The organism is Candidatus Thorarchaeota archaeon, assembly GCA_021498125.1.
Taxonomy (GTDB): domain Archaea; phylum Asgardarchaeota; class Thorarchaeia; order Thorarchaeales; family Thorarchaeaceae; genus B65-G9.
Genome location: JAIZWL010000004.1, coordinates 109,683 through 129,265 on the forward strand (window position 1 = coordinate 109,683; position 19,583 = coordinate 129,265).

Sequence of the window (19,583 nt, forward strand, 5' to 3'; positions counted from 1 at the left end):
AATGTGGGGACCATTCCCCACATCTCTATTTTTTACAATTGATTTCTGAATCAAGTTCTCCGAAAAAGGCCTATGCATATATAGGACCGTGCTGGTAAGCCTATACTAAGGTGGACAGTCGAATGACAACCATGACCGATCCCACTGATCACATGCCTTATGCGGTTGAGCTTGAAAACATATCCAAATCTTTTCCCGGAGGAGTTCAGGCTAACAAAAACATCACATTACAAATTAAAGAAGGAGAGGTCCATGGTCTTCTTGGGGAGAATGGAGCAGGAAAGAGCACACTGATGAATGTACTCTATGGTCTCCTCGGAAAAGATGCTGGGCGTATCGTCATTCGCGGAGAAGAGGTGACATTACGGTCCCCCGAAGATGCCATATCCCGAGGCGTGGGAATGGTCCATCAACATTTCAAACTCATACCTACACTCACAGTGACTGAGAATGTGATGCTGGGTGCAGAACCCAGTGCTAGTAAAATTGGAAAGGACTCATTATTTATTCTGGTTATTTTGGCGTTTTCAGTGATCGTATTTGCTGGTTATTTCCATGGAATCCTTACCAGCATGATACTATTAGGCGTCATCATATTATTAATATTAATATCGCTAAGAATGAATGCATGGCTTTCAAATGTGCACAATAGAATCATCTCAAAACAAAAAACATCGTCGGGGTTGAAGGCGAGAATATGGGGTGCAATTGCGTCCACAATACTTGCAATTAAAGCGATCTTTCTGAGCCTGCGCCCATTAGGATACGACGAGGCCCGCAAGAAAATCATGGAGGTCGCAAAGGCCAATGGTATGGAGATCGATCCGGATGCGAAAGTGCAGGACATCTCGGTAGGCCTTCAGCAACGTGTAGAGATCATTAAGGCACTCTATCGCAATGCCGAGATACTGATCTTGGATGAACCGACCTCTGTTCTCACACCACAGGAGGTCGATGACCTCTTTGAGACCCTGAAGCAATTCCGCGACAGTGGAAAGACGATCATTCTCATCACCCACAAGTTGAGAGAGACTATGGCATTGTGTGATAGAATCAGTGTCCTCCGCGATGGCGAACTTGTTGGTACAGTTAACAAGACGGACACAACTCCCGAGGAACTCGCTCAGATGATGGTCGGAAGACCATTTGTATTCGGTCTTGAGAAGGAACCAGCCAGACCGGGAGATGTTGTTCTCTCAGTCGAGGACTTGGTTGTGAAGGACATTCGCGGAGTGACCATGGTCAAGGGGGTATCGTTTGAGGTCCGAGCTGGCGAGATCCTTGGAATAGCGGGAGTAGAGGGCAACGGACAGACGGAACTGGTGGAGGCAATCACAGGATTGACCAAGGTGGATAAGGGGAAGATCACCATTGACGGGGTCGATATCACTCAGGCCGATTCCAGAGCTGTCAAGGAGGCGAGGGTGGCGCACATTCCAGAGGACCGACAAAAAAGAGGTCTCATCCTTGCGTTTTCAGTAGAGGAGAATATGGCCCTTGGAGCACACTATAGAGAACCCTTTGCCAACAAGTGGGGGGTATTGCAACCATTTGAGTTTCGTAGGAATGCGATAGCGCTAGTAGACAAGTACTCGGTAAAGGTCACTGATGTCGCGGATCCGGCCTCCACACTCTCAGGAGGCAATCAGCAAAAAGTAGTGGTCGCTCGCGAACTCAGTTCAGACCCGCGCATCGTTATTGCAGCACAACCAACAAGAGGGCTTGATGTCGGAGCCACCCAGTATATTCACAATGTGCTTCTTGCCCTGCGAGACTCGGGTGTAGCGGTTCTCCTAGTTTCAGCAGAACTTGATGAGATTCGTGCCCTATCGGATCGTATCGCTGTAATCTTTGACGGCCAGATAATAGCATCTCGTGATTCCACATCAGCGACAGCACAAGAACTTGGGCTTCTGATGGCAGGTCATTCAGTAGAGGAGGCTACCACATGAGCGACGATACCGAACAGAGACCCACTCAGGAAAAAGAGAGTCATGCCGAACCAAACATGATAGAACGGATAATAGTCAAGCTCACAACTAAACAGTTCAAAAAGGACATGCTATCGACGCTCATATCTATACTCTTGGCACTTGCTGTTGCGGCGATCTTGATGGTAGCTACTGGCTATGACCCGGCCAAGGCATTTGGCGCACTCTTCATCGGTGCGATCATGCAATTCGACCAAGTCCTCTATCAAGCAACCGCTCTCACTCTCGCCGGACTCTCTGTCGCTCTTGCGTTCAAGTGTGGTCTGTTCAACATCGGTGCCGAGGGCCAGATCTACATTGGGTCAATTGTTGCAACTGCTGTAGGGTACATAATCGCACTGCCAATTGTCGTTCATCAACTGGCGTGCTTGCTCATCGGCGTGCTGGCTGGGACTCTATACGGGCTGTTGCCGGGGATCTTGAAGGCATATCGTGGAGCGCATGAGGTAGTCACAACCATGATGCTCAGCTATGTGGCAGTCCTGCTCACACAATGGTTCGTGTCACAAGGACCTATGCATAATCCCGGTGACTGGCGCAGCGTGTCGCCATTCATTCTACCAACAGCAGAGCTCCCGAAGATCTTAGGTTCTTCCTTTCTTAACGTGGGATTCCTTCTCGCAATATTGGCAGTGGTCGGCGTTGATTTCTTCATCAATAGAACTGTCATGGGTTATGAGATGAGAGCGGTTGGACAAAATGAGGAGGCTGCTAAGACCGCAGGAATCAACTCTAAACGAAACATGGCCCTTGCCCTCGCATTCAGCGGCGGTCTCGCAGGCCTAGCCGGGGCTGAAGAGATCATGGGTTACTACCATCGGTTCTATGATGGATGGTCGGCGGGTCGTGGCTTTGATGGCATCACAGTTGCAGTCCTCGGAAGAAACAATCCGTGGGGCGTCTTTGCGAGCGCCATATTCTTTGGACTCCTAAAGGCAGGGGGCGGAAATATGCAGACCTTCGCAGGAGTGCCAAGTGAGATGGTGAATGTGATCCAAGGCCTCGTAGTACTCTTTGTCGCAGCCCCAAAACTTGTTGACTGGCTCGCCGAACATGGATCAAGAAATGCAATCCGACTCAAAGAGTCCCCACGTGAGGGCATCCCGGCTATTGCGGGAATCGGGTATGGCGTTATGACAGTCATAGTCGCTGTGGCCTTTGTTGGGTCCACAGGTACAAACAGCCTGACACTGCTGATTCTAATAGTGACGATGTTAGCGGGATTATTTACAACTGTATATCTCTACAAAGGCGATGAGTTCGGAATATGGTCACTGATCATCACTTCCATTGTCTGGTTGGCGGTTGCCGTCTCATATCTTGGTGCATTCCAGGGAGCGTTGGGCACAACAACTGCGCTCATAGGCGGCGTGGGAGTACTTCTCTTCATATGGCTGCTCAAACTAACAGAGAGAGAACTGAATACGGGGGTTGAAGAAGAATGATGCAGGCAGGAGATATCTTCACACTTGTAATGATCGGTTGGCTGATCAAGACGACACTCCAGATGGCGACACCACTCGTATTGACTGCGCTGGGCGGTATGTTCAGTGAGAGAACGGGAGTTGTCAATATCGGCTTGGAAGGTATGATGCTCATAGGGGCATTCTCAGCAGTCGCAGCGACGTACTTCACATCGGACCCATGGATTGGAGTTCTTGTCGGAGTGATTGCAGGCGGTATGCTCGCCGCAATTCATGCAATAATCTGTGTGAAATTAAAAGGCGATCACATTGTAAGTGGGACCGGAGTCATTCTCTTTGCTGGAGGGTTTACCACACTCATGCTTGATGTGATCTGGGGGGCGAAAGGGATCTCTGATGAGGTCTCCAAACTCCCGCAGGTGGTCATCCCCGGAATCCAAGATGTACCACTCATTGGAACCATCTTCGGTTCTCTGTCACCGATCGTATACTTCATGTTCATTGCAACGATCCTATCATGGTACGTCTTGTATCGAACACCACTTGGTCTTAGAATCAGGGCGGCCGGAGAAGACCCGAGTACTCTTGATGCCGCAGGAGTCAATGTCGAGATCATCAGAATTGTGGGCGTGATACTCAGCGGTTGTCTAGCCGGGCTCGGTGGGGCCTACCTTTCAATCGGCTTTGGCTCAAGGTTTGGAAAGATGATGACTGCTGGAAGAGGCTTCATCGCTCTTGCCGCGTTGATCTTCGGAAATTGGTCTCCAAAGGGCAGCTTCCTTGCCGGCACATTCTTCGGATTCCTCGAAGGGCTCCAGATGTACATCGCTCTCAGTTTTCCTGATCTCCTACCATTCAGCAACTTCGTGCGGATGATCCCTTACATTCTGGTCGTGATAGCACTGGCTGGAATCAGGCGTTCAGTCCCACCAAAGGGTATTGCAATACCGTACGAGAAAGAAAGACAAGGATGATTATGCGCAGGTACGAATCCTGCGCTATCTATCCAGAATACCATGAGAAGATTAGGTCGCTGATTGACGACGTTTTGCTCGATGGGAAATTATGGCCGCAGAGATGAAGCCCACAATCACACTAAACCAGAGTGTCACAAAGCGTATGAGAATCGTTGCAGCTCCAGCAATTGAGGCTGTGAGACCCAACATTATTGTCATGACATAGATCGCAAAGGGCTCGTACCCACCGAGTCCACCGGGCAAAAACACGAGCAATGCACCGACAGTAGAAGCACCTGCATGGATAAAGGTGGCCTGAGCAAGAAGCATCAATGACGCAGGAGTCAGACTTGGGAGACCCGCCCCGGTGAAGAGGCTGAGAAGAAGCCACATCTCAAGACACTCCATGAACCAGCCGGGAACACTGATAGCCGTGGCCAAGGCCATTGGGCGGGGGGAGAGCGTCGTGACCATCGTGCCCTCGATGACATCACAGCTGTCCTGAAATCGCTTGAGAAAACCGAAAGAAGTCATCTTCTTGACGATCTTCTGATAGAATGCACTTCGCCCGAGGATGATGGCTCCAACAAGAGTGGCACCTCCAACCAATAGAAGCAGCAATAATTGATCACCACCCGAGAAGCCAATGAGAAATGCAAAGACAGAGAGAATGACCATAGCAAGTAGGTCAGTGACCCGCTCGGAGATCACAACCGGAACCGTCTTGGCCAGAGGGGTCTTGTCTATCTCGTAGATGAAGACACCCTTGACTGCCTCTCCAACTTTCCCGGGAGTGGCTGTGAGCGTGAAGCCAGCCAGAAATACATTGAACGAATCAACATGGGAGAGATGCACACCGATCTTACGAAGGTAGTATTGCCATTTTCCAAACCGGATAATATAATTAAGAAATGAGAGGCCCATCATTACAGGAATGACCCAATACCAAGGTATGCTGAGCACTGCCGCGGCGACCTGATCGAACTTCCCATAGAGCCCTACAAGAAGATACACGATGACGCCGACAAATACGAACAACACAAGCTTCTTGATGCTGACGATCGTCTGTGCCTCTTCAACAAGTTCTTCCGTTACTTCATTCTCAGTCATTGCGCTAACTTCCTGACTCTCTGCCATAACATCGTTGGCACCTGCCATAATGGGAAAGAGGGCCAACCAGATATCTGTGTGCGACCCGCTTTTAGTTCCTCATAAATGTCATTAACGGTCTCAATATTCTGAAGCCAAGTCTGGGCATGACCGATCTCAAGAAAACTGTGACCGTCACTCCCAGCGGTCATCGGCTTGTGAAGTCGTTTAGCAAGACGCTGTGCCCATTTGTTAGACACAGGGAGGATACATCGAGAATTGAAACCCTCAATGAGATCGATGTACTTGACAATTAATCTCTCCGGGAGACCTCGACGCATTGCTGTATGCTTCCGTAGTGGGTCTCGTGGATGTGGCAAGATCGTGATCGCATTCTGGTCGCGGAGGTCTTCAGCGATCTCTTCAAAGGAGCGGTTCTCTACAGGCTCCGTGATGAACAGACCGATTATCTCACCGTAGTCAGTTGATTTGTACTCGCACCCGGGAATGAGGAATCTGTTACCGCGCACGATCGGTTTTGTAAAAGAGGGACGTAAGTGTTCAGTGACAGCAATCCCTCTGAGACCGTGCTTCTTCATGAGTGAGAAGAGGGTCTTTGGCCGTGTGAGGCCATCCTTTGAGTGAATGGTATGCGTATGCAGGTCAAAGGCCGAGAACTCCACCATCACAATCACCTACGGGGTCGGCGGGAACAGCGGAGGAAAGAGTTCGTAGAAGAACTGGAACACAGGCTGCCAGAAGAACAGGGTCCATAATAGGACGAGGCCAAACAGCATAGCGCCAAGAAAAATGCCCTTGTCCTTGAAAGCCTTGTGCGGTTTCCGTCCCACTGGGCTCCCCGACTGGATCAGATAGACGTATCTCAAGATTAGACCAGCAGCAATAGGAACCGTGAGCAGAATCGGTTGAGCCTGCATGACATCTTTGAAGTTCTCGTAACAATAGATCGTGTAGAAGAAGACCACCCACGTTGCGGACATGACTATACCTTGATCCAGCATCGCCTCAGTGTACTGCCTGAACACGGGTTTATGCAGCTCCGCATCACCACCCAGAAGTTGAAGTTCATTCTTACGCTTCCCAAAACCCAAGACGAGCGCAAAGAAGAACACTCCGATGACGAGCCATGAAGTAAACGGCACATCAATAAGAAAAGTGCCAGCTATTGCACGGATGATAAAACCGACTGCAATTGTGATCACATCAACGATGGCCCAATTTCGAAGGTACCGATTGTACAGCTGAGAATTAATAATATACAGTATTACTAGAATGAAAAAGACCGGGTCGAGTATGTAACCGACGACAAGTCCCACAATCAATAGAACTCCCGCCAATAGCCGCGCAAAATGGACACTGGCACTTCCAGAAGGAAGCGGACGGTTCTTCTTTTCGGGGTGTGCCGCATCCTTTTCGAGATCAGCAATATCGTTGAGGATATATCCCGCACTGGAGACCGCACAGAACACTAGAAAACCAATGATTAGTGGCGGATAGTAATTCCATCGAAAGATTGCGGGTAAGGTCTCCCAAGGCCACTGCTTTGGAATACCAACAAAGATGATAGCAAGAAACACTAACAGGTTCTTGTACCATTGCCACGGGCGCATAAGATTGACATAATCTCGAAAGGTCATCGGAACAACTCCAGTGAATTACTCGGAATAGGACTTCCATAACTCGCCCCACTCGGTCTCTTCAAAGAACCATTTGACCCATTTTTTGCCTTTCAGCGGGAGCCAAATACCGTCATGATAGAGCCCGGAGAGTTGAGTTGGTAGCCACATCAATGGCGATCTAAATAGAAGCCATTCCATTCCCGGGAAGCGAAGAAAGCCACGATTCCAAGTGATCACAGGACTTCGACCAGTCGAGAGATGGAAGTTCGGAAGATCTTTCCACGACTCGAAATCACCAACGAGCTCGATGTTCTCGGGGTCCGACTCGCCAAGGCCTAACTCCTTTGCGATCTGTAGCTTTCTGACAAGCCTCTGGTCAAGACCCATGATCCGAGTCTGAACAGTATCGGCTGCAACCATATCGTTCGTTGCAAGAAGTATATTTCCGACCTTTGGGATCATAGTACGCGGACCCGCCCCATCCCCAACAATGGTACCGTCGGTGAGCACAAACTCGGAATTGGAAATTGTCTTTTGAAGGAAAAGAAGATCTACTAGCACCTCATGGATCTTCAGATGAGCAAGATGCCGATTCTTGGTCAAATAGAGACCAAAAGAGTCCTTCAGAGCCCCAGTCATCTCCGTGTGGCCGTGTGTGTTGTGAAGAACAATTCCGTTTCCTACAAAATTGTTAGTCCCGGTAACACTCAAATCGTATAGATATTTAACATCACTGTCAATTTGAGTTACTTCAGTCACATGATCCCATGCAATATTGTCGAACGTAATCTCTTCATTTTGAAGAGCTGCGATCATATCACCTTGTGTAATACGATCAGCTCGTTTCCAGCCTGTTGGTGTCAAAAATGGATGGCGCCCAGAAACTTTGACTTCCTTAGAGGTCTTTGTCTTAACTAGATAGAGCTTCTTTGGAGAAGGAGTTCTCCAAAACTGATAGGCGAATCCTTCTTTGACCGACCCATCCGGATTCAATGTAACAATACCCACACGAGATTCTGCGACAGCATCCCCATCGGGAGTAGCAATCACATCGGTGCTCTCATGGATATCATCCACAAGATCGGAAATGGGCAAGATGCGTCCATCTGCAAGATGAACCTGGGTATCGGGATGAACGCACTTAATTGTAGGCAAGTGGACTATGTTTGTCCCGAAGATCTCTTTGGGAGCGATGACTTCTCCAAATATGTTCTCCAGCTCGAGTGTTCTTCGCGAGAGTTTGACAGGAACGTAGTGAGCATAGATTAGTGGAAAGAATTTGATCTTGTGCTTTCGCAGGACGGGATACCAGTTATTTTGTCGAGTGCCTTCAAAGATATTTGTCACGACGGTCTCGTTTTCAACCGCCTGTATTCGTCGTGGCTCATAGCCATCAGCAATTAGTTTTTTGAGGAACCCATCAAGAATATACGGGTTCGTCGAGCAGGCCGGATAGAACTTGCTCCATGAAAGATTAAGTTTGATACTGGTTAGCTTGTTTTTATCGATGTGCTTATCATAATCAGCCAAGTCCATCAGACGGGCGATATCATCAAAAATGGTCTTTGGACTTGTCTTGACAACTGCAACTTTGACCATAGTAATTCATCTCGTTGAAGTGAAATCATTAACGAGTTATCCTAAGTTAATGCGGATATAATCCCTTAAGAAAGTAACTCCATGGCAACGTAAGAATTCAGATTGAAAGGGGGCCAAGTCACAGATTAGTGCTCAATCTTGTCATCGGAGATGTTTGGAATCTTGACGGCAAGAATCAACGTATCAGTATTTGATTCGGCCTCTAACCAGTGCTCTTGTCCGCGATCCACAATTGCCACATCCCCTTCATTTAGGGAATACATCTCTGAACCGATACCGATGCGTGCGGGAGTCAGGGCGACCATCACTTCATCAACGTGTTCATGAAAATGTGGACAAGTTCGTCCGCCCGATGGAACCCGGACTAGTATGAACCCTGCTGTTGTGATCGGTTCCCGAAAGACAACATCGGCAATATATTGGGCGCTATACCCATGCCGGCGCTGAGGTGGATTGGATGATGCACGAAAGATTTTAGCCATTGATTGTTCCCATGATGCAGACATCATATGCTTAAATTAGTGTTACGCCATAGACAAAGTATCATACACCAGTGGAATCTTAAGCGCCCAGTACAATGATATCACAAAGAAAACGGAGCAAAATTCTGTGCAAGTGAAGCATTCAAGGACCACCAAGAGAATACTGCTCAAGACAGTGGTCCTCGGCTTCGATCCTGCACTTCAGGCGGGCTATCTCAATATGGCTGCTGGGTCTAATCTCTCCCACCAGTTATTCAATGCAGTTGGCGTCTGCATTGGAGTGGTGAATGTCCAGCAGGAACACGAACGTGTTGCAATTCAGATGTGGTCATTACCGCTAGAAGAACGATTACAGGGTCTCACACAATCGTTCATGAGAGGACGCCATGTTGTGATCATAGTACTTCGGCCCGAAGAAGTGAAAGAGGTACAGAGGATTCTCAACGCGAGCGGCATCACGGATCACGAACGTATCATGTATGTCATTATCGGAGATGAACCAGAAGCATCAGAAGCAATCACACGTCTCCAATCAACGCTTGACCGTTCGGTCAACATAGGTGTGAATAACTCAGTCATTGATACGGTACTAAATATGATCAAGCATTTTTCATTCTTCAGTGAGAAACCAGATAGTCCACTCATTGTCAAGCTAAGCCCTGAGATTTGTAGACCATTCGTGGCCACCATGGGCACAGAAAAATTCCCGGCCAATACACCAGAAGAAGTTGAGGCAATCATTCATCTTGCAAGAGGTTATAAACTTGAAATCTCCGACGACGAAACGGAAGTGATCTTCGCTCTGCCCTTGGGCAAGGTCAAATTGAACATTGTCACAGGGTCAGTGATATTCTACCCTACCGCATGTGAATTGTGCAAGAACACGTGTAAACGTAAAATAAGACTCTGTATCGTCACGGCAGACTCGGGGTGGACGAACACACCATTCAGTCCGGGGGCCCTCTTTACGATCGCAAAATTGTACGCCTTCGCAACTCAAGATCTTCCGCAAGACGTAGAGTCACAGATGCTACGTGCGGTCCAATGCTCAAAGTTCAACCCGATTGATAGCTTTGACAATGAAATGAAGAGAGCAATCATGCCACCTCAAGGTCATCCTCACCTTCAAGAGTCACTCATGCAAATTGCGCTACGGAGATTACGAAGCGGTAAATTAAATCGTGAGACTTTTGAGATGTTAAAGAAACGATTGAAAAGTGCACGTCAGGGATAGGCACGAAGGTCGAATCACCAATGGTAAAACCAATGATTGCAGTAGTTGGAGGTTCTAGCGCAGATGAGGAGGTACTCGTTCTTGCAGAAGAAGTCGGACGAGAAATCGCACGTAATGGAGCAGTGCTTGTCTGCGGCGGACTCGGCGGAGTCATGGAGGCTGCCTGCCGTGGGGCGAAGGCCGAGGGAGGAATCACCGTAGGCATACTCCCCACAGATGACCACGACCATGCTAATGCATATGTAGACATCGCCATCCCAACAGGTCTAGGGTATGGGAGAAATGTGCTTGTTGCAAAGAGTGGAATGGGGGTCATTGCAATAGCGGGTATGGCAGGAACACTTAGTGAGATGGCCATTGCATGGTTCTCGAATCGACCGATAGCCGGACTTGTCTCATCCGGCGGCTGGGCCAAACGCCTTGCAGGAGAACGCATCGATGAAAGACGTTCGGATCAAGTCTATTCTGCAACCTCGGCCCGCGATGCTGTCGAGTACATACTCAAAGAGATTCAGAGGGTTCCCACAAGTGAATGAACAATTTATTGAAGACTTGAGTACTGGTCAGAGAAAATTGGAACGGGACGAAGCTGTACGACTCTTACATAAAGCAATCGAACTCAATAAGAAAAAGAAAAACGTCGTACGAATTCCTGATCGTGATGTCGTATTTGTCGGAGACCTTCATGGCGAGCTGAATTGTCTCAGATCGGTCATAGAACAGTTCGTAAAATCTACTGAAAAACATATTGTGTTTCTTGGAGACTATGGTGACCGTGGCCCACTTCAGGTTGAGACCTTCAATACTGTCGTTGCTCTCTTGACCACCTACCCAGAACGAATCACCATGCTAAGGGGAAACCATGAGGCAATGAGTGTTGCTTCGAGATATGGGTTCCGCGATGCGATTTCAAAGGTGTACGGTGGAGAGATGTTTGATGAATATTGCAACGTCTTTGCGGCCCTGCCTATCGCGGGCAAATCCAGAGATGGCCTCTTTTGCTGTCATGGGGGTGTTCCTGAGGGCGTAACCTCTATCTCTCAGCTACAATCAATCGACCGGCATCAAATAGACCCCGAACAGGGAATGCTTTTCCAGATCCTATGGAATGATCCTTCGGAGGGCGATTTTAGATTTACAGATAATATTCGCGGCGGTAACTCTCGCTATTTTGGCCGAATTGCATTTGCCGAATTTCAAGAGAGGCTAAATATCCATACTATGATTAGAGCGCATCAAGTTTTTCCCGAGGGCTACAAAATCTTCTTTGATGGCGGACTCATTAGCGTTTTCAGTGCTACGTACCTCGATAGAGTCAACCCAAAAGTCATTGTGCGAGATAATGAAAACGGTATCCGACCAGTTGACATATGATGGGAACTTCGATATATCCATACATTGTTATATCGGAATATGTAAATACATTATGAGATGTTCCCCGAAATCAACATACCATGAGTTCTAGCACTTGAAAGCCACGCTCCTAGTCTTCAGGGGAATAAACAGTCATGAACAAAGAATCATCCGAAAATCCTAATACAAGATCCATTGATAGAATCAAGAACAATCTCTCAAAATATCTGCTACCGTACACATTTATTGTCATGCTACTTGGTTTTACTACTGGCTATTATTTTCAAAGTAAAATATACTCACAACTAGTGTTGCCAGTGGTCTTCATTATGATCTACCCCATGATGATCAACATGTCTATCTCACATCTTAAGAAAGTCAAGGGTTCTATTAAACCATTAATCTTAGCGCTTATTCTCAATTTTGTCTATGCACCGATCATCATGTACTTTCTTGTTGACATCTTTGTACCCGATATTGATCTTGCAATTGCACTGATATTCTTAGCAATTGCACCAGCGTCAAGTATGGGCTTGGGCTACATCGGACTGGCGGAGGGGCATATGTTGACGGGGTCCATCATCGTGACAACTGCCTTTCTTGTTTCACTCGTGGCCTATCCAATCTTTGGTATATATCTCGCAGGAGTAGGGCACATTACAATACCAGCAGCTCTGCTCATTCAAAACCTGATAATAGTAATCGTCCTGCCCTTTGCCCTTGGGATCGGAACTCGCGAGTATATCGAACGACATCATGGAATTAAAAAATATGGAGAAATAAAAGCGTACTTCTCAACAACGACTCTGGCTGCATTGTATGTTCTAATGTTTTTGATCTTTGCTTCTAAAGCCCATCTTATCCTCGAAAAATACACGATATTTTTCATGATAGCCCCGGTGGCACTCATCTTCTATCCACTTACGACCTACTTGATTACACATGTCAACAAGAGAATCTTAAATCTAGAATATGGAACGCATCAATCCGTAGTCTTCACATCAGTGAGCAAGAATGTTGCACTAGCAATTGCCATCTTCATTGCAGTCTTCGGAGAGGTAGGACAGTACATGGCAGTAGCCCCCGCAATAATGTCTCTGTTTCAAGCTCCATTTTTGATGGGCTATCTAAGACTGTCAGATCGCGTCAAATCATTTTTCTCTCTAAAAGAGGATGATGCTGATATAGACACACCATGATTATAATTTATGAAAATGAGGTAATAGCAATAAAAAAGAACATTGTAGTGTGTACATCGAAATATTGAGATATAGTAATTTTCCCGAAAAATGCAACGAAGGAGATAAAATGGATTCAAAGTGGATTCAAAACTTCGCCCCCTCATGGTTTGCTGTAGTGATGGGGACAGGTATCCTTGCAATGACAAGCCTTCAATACGCAACAATGTTGCCTTTACTTGGATTTGTGGCGTCTGGATTGGCTATTTTTAATATAATAGTCTTCTTTATTTTATTGATTCCTTGGATACTAAGATGGATCTTCTATCCCAAGGAGGCATCAGACGATCTAAAACATCCAAACATGAGTAATTTCTATCCCACTATGACGATTGCACTTGTGGTTCTTGCAGCCCATTTTGGACAGTTCGGATTCAGTAGTCTTGCATTCCGAACATGGCTTCTCGGGGCACTTGGTACAGTTATCTTCAGTATACTAATTCCATATGAGATGTTCAAGAAAGAGGAAATTGCTCCTGAGCATATCTCACCAGCATGGTTCATCCCTCCAGTTGCTCTGATTGTCATTCCTCTTGTGGGAGGACCATTTATCGCTCAGGCTAGCGGCCTTATGCAGGAGTTCTTGATTCTACTGAACTACTTCGGTTTCGGTGCAGGATTTTTACTATATATTTCACTCCTCGCAATCTGCCTTTACAGGTTTATCATCCATCACCCGATGCCAAACACAATGGCCCCAACAGTATGGATAAGCCTTGGACCTATTGGTGCTGGAACTGTTGCCGTTGTAAATGTGATAACCAATTCATCATTTGTAACAGTTAAGGAGCCTTTCTTCATCATGGGATTCCTGTTCTGGAGTTTTGGAATCTGGTGGCTCTTCATGGCAATCATCATGACAGTTCACTATATTCGAAGGTTGACACTCCCGTATGCAATGACCTGGTGGGCGTTCATCTTTCCCCTCGGCGCTTTTGTTGCAGGATGTCACGTGATTGGGCAGACGTTAGGGTTCCAGTTGATCGATTTCATTGGTTTTGGTCTCTACTGGTTGTTATTCACATTTTGGATAATCACAAGTATTGGTCTGGGATTTATGCGAATCCACAAAAAAGACAAAAGACCGGAACAAGACCAATGATTCAAAAATCATTGAGATCATCATCATAAGATCGTTCGTGCTCATCGAGTACTACTGTTCCATCAGGCAAGACACGCTGCAACAGGTCATAATCTTCATTCCATTCACGGTATCGTCTTCTACGACCTAAAAATCCAGCTACGGTAATTACAACAAAGACAATAATGGCAACTGAATAAAGCTCTGTTCGCGAGTCAAAATAACTTGAAGATACTGCTAGTGCAGCAACAGCAATTGCTCCAATAAGAACCATGTTCAGACAGCAATCACATTGGAGCGATGCACCCTTCGGCCCAAGGGCGTAATCTTCAGGAGTTGTTCCTGGAGCATAGTTTAGGTAGTAGTTGAAGATGGCCATGAGAATAGTGACTGCACTGATCGATAACAGAAGCATTAGGTCCATCTTCAACCAAGTCCTCCGTTCACGCATCATTCATCTTCTGGACGAGAAACATGCATCCTGCTAAAACCGTACTCGCCCTCACAGGTGATCTCTGCACGCTTCTCGGGATAGACCAGAAGCATCACACGATACTTGGAGATCACGGAATCGGGAGCGTTTTCAAGCCTGTACTTTCCTGTGACCAGTGCGATCTTGTGACCGGTCTTCAAAGTTGTGAGTTCAGGATGATAAGCAACACTCAATCCGACTCGGGCCTGTAGTTCATTATTCCGGACTACCAAGATCTTTTCACCATTGATCGTCTGGATTGAGAGGACATCCATCCACCCACGGAGCTCAGCAGGTAGCTTTGAGGCGGCAACAGCAGACTCGGTCGTCATGTCGGGGATCGGATCGGGATTGCCCTGTATCTCGTTCAGTATCGGTGTGATCTGGCTGGTGTTCCAGCCCTTCTTTACAAAGATCTTGAGAGCATGCTCGGCAATACGTTCAAGGTTCTGGTGGTAGCGATCACCGACCGAGGAGGAGATCTTGTAGAGCATGAGGAAGGACTGAAGCGTTCCTTCTTCATTACCGTATGCAACGCCGATCTTGTACGCATTCGCAGAGAGCTGCCATGCACTATCTTGCTCATCAAATTGAACATAGTATTTTGCCAAGTCGTTTAGCATATCGATAGTGACACCCGGATACTTGAGCCGGGCCTTTGCTACCGAGAATCCCCCCATGAATTTTCGGAGGATCTGCATGGTCACATAGAGACCCTCGGAGGTCTCCTTCATGTGATCGAGTCCAGCCCTGTCCAGCATTCCTTCATAGAGGGAGAAGAAATAATCAATGTCGTCATAGTCATGGCGCACAAGTCCAAGAATGATCCTGAGGAAAAAGACTGAGGCTTTCAGCTCATCATCTTTGACTGTGGCAAACATTAGTAGGCGGTTTGCCTCCTCAGAGATCTGTACAGCATCATGAACACCCTCACGTGTGCCACGATAGAGATGACACATCATCTCAAAGTAGTACAGGAACAAGGTCAGATCAGCAGCGTGCTCGACAAGAGCACGATGGGTGTCGGGAGCCTCGGTGAGCGTGGACACGATCAGGAGACGCTCTATCTCATTTTGAACAGCCTCGATCTCCTGTGCCAGTGTCTCGTACTTTCCAGCCTTGAAATCTTCAAACATTCCGGGGATACTTGCCTTTATGTCATCAAGAAAGTCAAGGACAAAAAGACTCTGACCGCGCTGCAATTTTTTATCGTACGTGGTCGATTGCTTGACCGTGCGCAGAACTCGTAGAGCATGCTCCTCTATGATTCTGATACGAGTCACCGGATCATAAGACTCTCTGCGTGCAATACTATACCGTACTTCTTCGGCATAGATCCTATCACGGATTGGCCTGAGCTTCTCCTTGATCTTCTCATCATCAACAGACTCGATAAGCTCCAGCATGAAGGCCGAACCTACAATCCCCTCAACCTCGACTTTAAGATCCTGAATCGTGTTGAGCAACTTGAGATCACTCGATACAATCTTGGAGTTCTTGGCCCGCATGGCTGCAAGTACCAGAGACATATCATTCGGTTGTGGAAGTGAGGACTCAGGACGATGAAGACTCTGCATGAATTCTTTGATGTCTTTCTTCAAGGTTTCATCAATATTGATGATATTCTCAACCTCTCGCCGTAGGTACCAACGGAGCTCGTGAAACACCTGTCGTGTGATCCACAACTCAATTCCAACAATGTCAGCAGCCTCTTTTACAGCATAGACATCTTTCGGTCTGTCACTAAATCCACTAATGAAAAAATTTGCATCCAAATATGCACGCATTGATCTTTACTCCTTTTGACGACTACTCTTTTTTTCCTCAGGTACTGCTGAGCTGACTTAGTATAATGAGCGCAGGGTCGCAGAATTAAACCCTTTCGATAGGCCAACACTGGACCAGAACCATAGCCATAACGTTTGTACCAATCGCTTCTTGGGTTTAACCGTTGATTGAAAGTTGGACGATTTTGGACAGTAGGTCCAGAGTCTGCCCACCAACGGCAGTGGACAGCAACTACCTCACCATCATGGGAAAGACATACTGGTAATGTAATCGGGTGTATTTAAAATCTTATTCACAACGTCTTCTAATGTCAAGTCTTCTGTGGCCGTCTTCAACCCTAAAATCACGAAGCGTTTGAATTCCTTATCGGAAGTCGTGGATCACTGAAGAGATTATTCGCAACCCGCATCACAGAAAACGAAAGTTTAGCAGTAAAATCCGAAACGGCTCTGCGAGAAAATATGAGAGATTGCAGAGGTAACCTAATGCATAGGCGATCCACATAGACGCGATAACCCAACGAAACCGTTCCCTGTCCGAATCGGTCTTCAGGAGAAAGAACAACAGTATAAACCACATGAGATACCATACCATGGTCCATGCGAAAAGCACCAGAACCATTGGTGTGATGTATGCGTACAATGCTCTCCAATCATGGGTCCGCAGTTGGCCAGTCGGGATTAGAAGGCCACGCCATTTACGGGTCTCAAAAGTTGCATAGAGAAAAGCTGCCAAGATCACTAATGGAGCAACGATGCCCAATGGATTCGTGAATGCGAGACCTATATAGTATGGATTAGTAATCATTCCGGAATAGGCGGGGCTACTGGTAAAATGATTAAGGACTGATGTATAAGCCAGATCGTTCATGAGGTACGGGACCATAGCAACCACCGAGATCCCAATAACCCCCACAAGGACAATAGGGGCTTCAGCGATCATTAGCGGCAGAGCCAGAGTAGGATAGAATTTTGTCTGGACAGCAAGTCCGAGGGCCAAGCCTGCCTTGTGACCCTGCTTGTTTTTAATAAAAAATATTGAGAGGAGGAGAAATAGATCCGCCAGCGGTTCTATCTTAGCAAAGACAATTGTGAGAGCCGACTCAAACAGATAGTAGAGCAAGAAGATCTCTTGGAACCAGCGGCGGTCACAATACTCACGTCCAATAGCCAGAAATAATATAAAATTGAGATGCAGAATGAACAATAATACGACATTGACAATTATATGGCTTGGTTGAAAAGATCCAGGTTCTATCGCCGCAAGGCCCGCGTAGAAGAGAAGCGCAACCACAGGATATTCGTATGAGACATTGACATTACCCAACAAGAGATGATCCGCAGGAACGTCGTATGTCTGATTCAGATCATTGTCTGTGAGATCATATACACCAAACCCCTTCTGCCAGAATATTTCACCATAAGCCATGTTTCTGTTCCTATCGCGTTGAATGACTAACGAATCGAAGACGGGAACCAGCAGCAGACTGATCACAAGCGAGACAATGAACAACCGTTTCTTCTTTTGGGTGTTCAAGACTGTTGTGATTGCTTCAAAAGACATAATGGTCCCCCTTGCGGTGGTATAGTGGTGCAACAGGTCTTTCATTTTAAGGATTATCCAATGGACATATCCGCCATCTCAAATTTGCGGATCATCTACTAGAGGCTGAAACTCTCATGAACGTGCACAGCCTCCATCAGGAGAGGCATGTCGGTTGTGTCGCTATTCTTAAATCCGGCGTATACTGACTTTTAGCTTACCGATGACAACCGTTCAGAGACACCCGATTCGAGATGTGCTAAATATCAAATCTGTAGCGATTGTAGGTGTATCTGCCAAGATGGGATACTATTGGGTACACTCAATGCTTCAGTGGCCTCACAATCTCAAGGTGTGGTTGGTCTCTAAAAACGAAGGCGAAGTCCTTGGTCATAAGATCTATTCGAACATCGATCATATACCTGAACCTATTGATTATGTGATCATTGCCGTCCCTAACAAGTACGTCCCAATGATCCTTCGACAGGCTGTAGAAAAGGGAGCAAAGGGCGCAACAATCTTTACAAGTGGCTATTCGGAACTGGGAACACAGGAAGGTCGAGAGCGAGAGAGAGAACTTCATGAACTAATTCATTCACTTCCGGTCAGGGTGCTTGGCCCTAATTGTATGGGTCTCACCTATCCAAAGATCGGATTTGCGTTTATGCCAACAGCACAGCGAAGTGTCGGGCCAGTTGGATTCCTGTCACAGTCTGGGGGGATTGCCATCGCAGTCTACACGGCGGGAGCCGAATCAGGAATCGGCTTTAGCAAACTATTCAGCTTTGGAAATCAAATCGACATCACTCAGCCAGAACTGATGCGCTATTTCGCGGAAGATACGGAAACCACCGTGGTCGGAGCTTACATTGAGGGGACGAAAGACGGAAGAGAATTTCTCGATGCCATGCTACAACTTGCTGGCAAAAAACCACTTGTGGTCTTGAAGGGGGGCCGTTCCGATGAAGGCTCGCGGGCAGCCTCGTCTCATACAGGAGCACTTGCGGGATCTAATGAGATTTGGCAGGCAGCATTCAAACAGGCCAATGTTCCAACCGTGACAACGCTGGAAGATATGGTAGCCACCCTCAGCGTGTTCTCTCAGTGCCCAAGACCAAGGTCTAATTCTGTCGGCATCGTCGCAATAAGTGGGGGGACGAGTGTGGTCTATACCGATCTCTGCATAGAGAACGGTCTCAAGGTTCCACGCACCTCAGAAGATACCATCAAGAAACTGGACCCATTGATCGCGGATGTCGGGACTGGATTGGGGAATCCTATTGACCTCGCAGCAGATTACTATCAGGACCAGACCATTTCAGAGGTCATCAGGATCGTCGGTGATGATCCTCAATTCGATTCGATCATCATTGAGGCGGATGTTCATAATATCTATCAAGTAGCCTCAATCATGGATGCACTTGACGTCACAGATTATTTCTGGCAGGCAATGGCTGAGGCTGGCTCCGATATCATGAAAAAGCATGACAAACCAGTACTTGTTGCAATACCAGATGTTGCGTTCCCCGAGGCACGCGCCAAGACTTGGAAGATCTTTGTAGAGGCAGGTCTCCCCGTTTTCAGGAATATGCCAGAGGCAATCGAAGCACTGTCCCGTGTCTGGTCATACTATGAAAGATCTGAGCACAGAAATCAATCACAACAGCAGCGATAGCTGCGTGTTATCACATATT

The 19,583-nt window shown here is 47.0% G+C and carries 17 protein-coding genes; 9 read left to right on the forward strand and 8 right to left on the reverse strand.

The window, feature by feature from the left end:
- Positions 1-152: 152 nt before the first annotated feature.
- The 3 genes from K9W43_10525 to K9W43_10535 are packed head-to-tail and all read left to right on the forward strand — an operon-like array spanning position 153 to position 4,389.
- Positions 153-1,952 carry an ABC transporter ATP-binding protein gene (locus K9W43_10525; GenBank protein ID MCF2137652.1) on the forward strand — a complete coding sequence of 600 codons (1,800 nt, stop codon included), beginning with the start codon at positions 153-155 and terminating at the stop codon, positions 1,950-1,952.
- On the forward strand, positions 1,949-3,436 hold the full coding sequence (locus tag K9W43_10530) for an ABC transporter permease (protein ID MCF2137653.1): 1,488 nt from the start codon (positions 1,949-1,951) through the stop codon (positions 3,434-3,436). The genes K9W43_10525 and K9W43_10530 overlap by 4 nt, the downstream gene beginning before the upstream one ends.
- A complete protein-coding gene (locus K9W43_10535; GenBank protein MCF2137654.1) occupies positions 3,433-4,389 on the forward strand; it encodes an ABC transporter permease in 957 nt (318 codons plus the stop codon). The genes K9W43_10530 and K9W43_10535 overlap by 4 nt, the downstream gene beginning before the upstream one ends.
- A 51-nt stretch (positions 4,390-4,440) precedes the next feature.
- Here the strand turns inward: K9W43_10535 and K9W43_10540 are convergent, their stop codons facing one another.
- The 5 genes from K9W43_10540 to K9W43_10560 all read right to left on the reverse strand — a co-directional run bounded on the left by K9W43_10540 (position 4,441) and on the right by K9W43_10560 (position 9,208).
- Complete coding sequence (locus K9W43_10540) at positions 4,441-5,481, reverse strand: flippase-like domain-containing protein (GenBank protein ID MCF2137655.1); 1,041 nt, start codon at positions 5,479-5,481, stop codon at positions 4,441-4,443.
- Positions 5,478-6,146, reverse strand: coding sequence for a PHP domain-containing protein (locus K9W43_10545; GenBank protein MCF2137656.1), 669 nt, complete (start codon positions 6,144-6,146; stop codon positions 5,478-5,480). The genes K9W43_10540 and K9W43_10545 overlap by 4 nt, the downstream gene beginning before the upstream one ends.
- A gap of 9 nt (positions 6,147-6,155) precedes the next feature.
- Complete coding sequence (locus tag K9W43_10550) at positions 6,156-7,118, reverse strand: UbiA prenyltransferase family protein (GenBank protein MCF2137657.1); 963 nt, start codon at positions 7,116-7,118, stop codon at positions 6,156-6,158.
- A gap of 18 nt (positions 7,119-7,136) precedes the next feature.
- The gene (locus K9W43_10555; GenBank protein ID MCF2137658.1) at positions 7,137-8,699 is read right to left on the reverse strand and encodes a DUF362 domain-containing protein; all 1,563 of its coding nucleotides are present in this window, start codon (positions 8,697-8,699) and stop codon (positions 7,137-7,139) included.
- Between the two features lie 125 nt (positions 8,700-8,824).
- Entirely contained in the window at positions 8,825-9,208 is a 384-nt protein-coding gene (locus K9W43_10560) for a cupin domain-containing protein (GenBank protein MCF2137659.1), read from the reverse strand.
- A 100-nt stretch (positions 9,209-9,308) separates the two neighbouring features.
- On the opposite strand from K9W43_10560, the gene K9W43_10565 reads away from it, so the two are divergent.
- The 5 genes from K9W43_10565 to tdt all read left to right on the forward strand — a co-directional run bounded on the left by K9W43_10565 (position 9,309) and on the right by tdt (position 14,108).
- Positions 9,309-10,415, forward strand: a complete 1,107-nt coding sequence (locus tag K9W43_10565) for a hypothetical protein (protein ID MCF2137660.1) — start codon at positions 9,309-9,311, stop codon at positions 10,413-10,415.
- 20 nt (positions 10,416-10,435) lie between these two features.
- Entirely contained in the window at positions 10,436-10,951 is a 516-nt protein-coding gene (locus K9W43_10570) for a TIGR00725 family protein (GenBank protein ID MCF2137661.1), read from the forward strand.
- Positions 10,944-11,789 carry a metallophosphoesterase gene (locus tag K9W43_10575; protein MCF2137662.1) on the forward strand — a complete coding sequence of 282 codons (846 nt, stop codon included), beginning with the start codon at positions 10,944-10,946 and terminating at the stop codon, positions 11,787-11,789. The genes K9W43_10570 and K9W43_10575 overlap by 8 nt, the downstream gene beginning before the upstream one ends.
- Positions 11,790-11,923: 134 nt before the next feature.
- Complete coding sequence (locus K9W43_10580) at positions 11,924-12,967, forward strand: arsenic resistance protein (GenBank protein ID MCF2137663.1); 1,044 nt, start codon at positions 11,924-11,926, stop codon at positions 12,965-12,967.
- Between the two features lie 109 nt (positions 12,968-13,076).
- Positions 13,077-14,108, forward strand: a complete 1,032-nt coding sequence (gene tdt / locus K9W43_10585; GenBank protein ID MCF2137664.1) for a tellurite-resistance/dicarboxylate transporter — start codon at positions 13,077-13,079, stop codon at positions 14,106-14,108.
- 1 nt (position 14,109) lies between these two features.
- On the opposite strand, the gene K9W43_10590 is transcribed toward tdt, so the two are convergent.
- From K9W43_10590 to K9W43_10600, 3 genes are all read right to left on the reverse strand, one after another.
- Positions 14,110-14,541, reverse strand: coding sequence for a hypothetical protein (locus K9W43_10590; GenBank protein ID MCF2137665.1), 432 nt, complete (start codon positions 14,539-14,541; stop codon positions 14,110-14,112).
- On the reverse strand, positions 14,538-16,346 hold the full coding sequence (locus K9W43_10595; protein MCF2137666.1) for a hypothetical protein: 1,809 nt from the start codon (positions 16,344-16,346) through the stop codon (positions 14,538-14,540). The genes K9W43_10590 and K9W43_10595 overlap by 4 nt, the downstream gene beginning before the upstream one ends.
- A 409-nt stretch (positions 16,347-16,755) precedes the next feature.
- Positions 16,756-17,910, reverse strand: coding sequence for a hypothetical protein (locus K9W43_10600; protein ID MCF2137667.1), 1,155 nt, complete (start codon positions 17,908-17,910; stop codon positions 16,756-16,758).
- Between the two features lie 202 nt (positions 17,911-18,112).
- Between K9W43_10600 and K9W43_10605 the strand changes: the two genes are divergently transcribed.
- On the forward strand, positions 18,113-19,564 hold the full coding sequence (locus tag K9W43_10605) for a CoA-binding protein (GenBank protein ID MCF2137668.1): 1,452 nt from the start codon (positions 18,113-18,115) through the stop codon (positions 19,562-19,564).
- The last annotated feature ends 19 nt before the right edge of the window (positions 19,565-19,583 follow it).

Excerpts from the sequence above, each read along its gene's own strand:
- K9W43_10525 (MCF2137652.1), top strand. The coding sequence starts at position 153 with ATGCCTTATGCGGTTGAGCTTGAAAACATATCCAAATCTTTTCCCGGA.
- K9W43_10530 (MCF2137653.1), top strand. The coding sequence starts at position 1,949 with ATGAGCGACGATACCGAACAGAGACCCACTCAGGAAAAAGAGAGTCAT.
- K9W43_10535 (MCF2137654.1), top strand. The coding sequence starts at position 3,433 with ATGATGCAGGCAGGAGATATCTTCACACTTGTAATGATCGGTTGGCTG.
- K9W43_10540 (MCF2137655.1), bottom strand. The coding sequence starts at position 5,481 with ATGACTGAGAATGAAGTAACGGAAGAACTTGTTGAAGAGGCACAGACG.
- K9W43_10545 (MCF2137656.1), bottom strand. The coding sequence starts at position 6,146 with ATGGTGGAGTTCTCGGCCTTTGACCTGCATACGCATACCATTCACTCA.
- K9W43_10550 (MCF2137657.1), bottom strand. The coding sequence starts at position 7,118 with ATGACCTTTCGAGATTATGTCAATCTTATGCGCCCGTGGCAATGGTAC.
- K9W43_10555 (MCF2137658.1), bottom strand. The coding sequence starts at position 8,699 with ATGGTCAAAGTTGCAGTTGTCAAGACAAGTCCAAAGACCATTTTTGAT.
- K9W43_10560 (MCF2137659.1), bottom strand. The coding sequence starts at position 9,208 with ATGATGTCTGCATCATGGGAACAATCAATGGCTAAAATCTTTCGTGCA.
- K9W43_10570 (MCF2137661.1), top strand. The coding sequence starts at position 10,436 with ATGGTAAAACCAATGATTGCAGTAGTTGGAGGTTCTAGCGCAGATGAG.
- K9W43_10580 (MCF2137663.1), top strand. The coding sequence starts at position 11,924 with ATGAACAAAGAATCATCCGAAAATCCTAATACAAGATCCATTGATAGA.
- tdt (MCF2137664.1), top strand. The coding sequence starts at position 13,077 with ATGGATTCAAAGTGGATTCAAAACTTCGCCCCCTCATGGTTTGCTGTA.
- K9W43_10590 (MCF2137665.1), bottom strand. The coding sequence starts at position 14,541 with ATGATGCGTGAACGGAGGACTTGGTTGAAGATGGACCTAATGCTTCTG.
- K9W43_10595 (MCF2137666.1), bottom strand. The coding sequence starts at position 16,346 with ATGCGTGCATATTTGGATGCAAATTTTTTCATTAGTGGATTTAGTGAC.
- K9W43_10600 (MCF2137667.1), bottom strand. The coding sequence starts at position 17,910 with ATGTCTTTTGAAGCAATCACAACAGTCTTGAACACCCAAAAGAAGAAA.
- K9W43_10605 (MCF2137668.1), top strand. The coding sequence starts at position 18,113 with ATGACAACCGTTCAGAGACACCCGATTCGAGATGTGCTAAATATCAAA.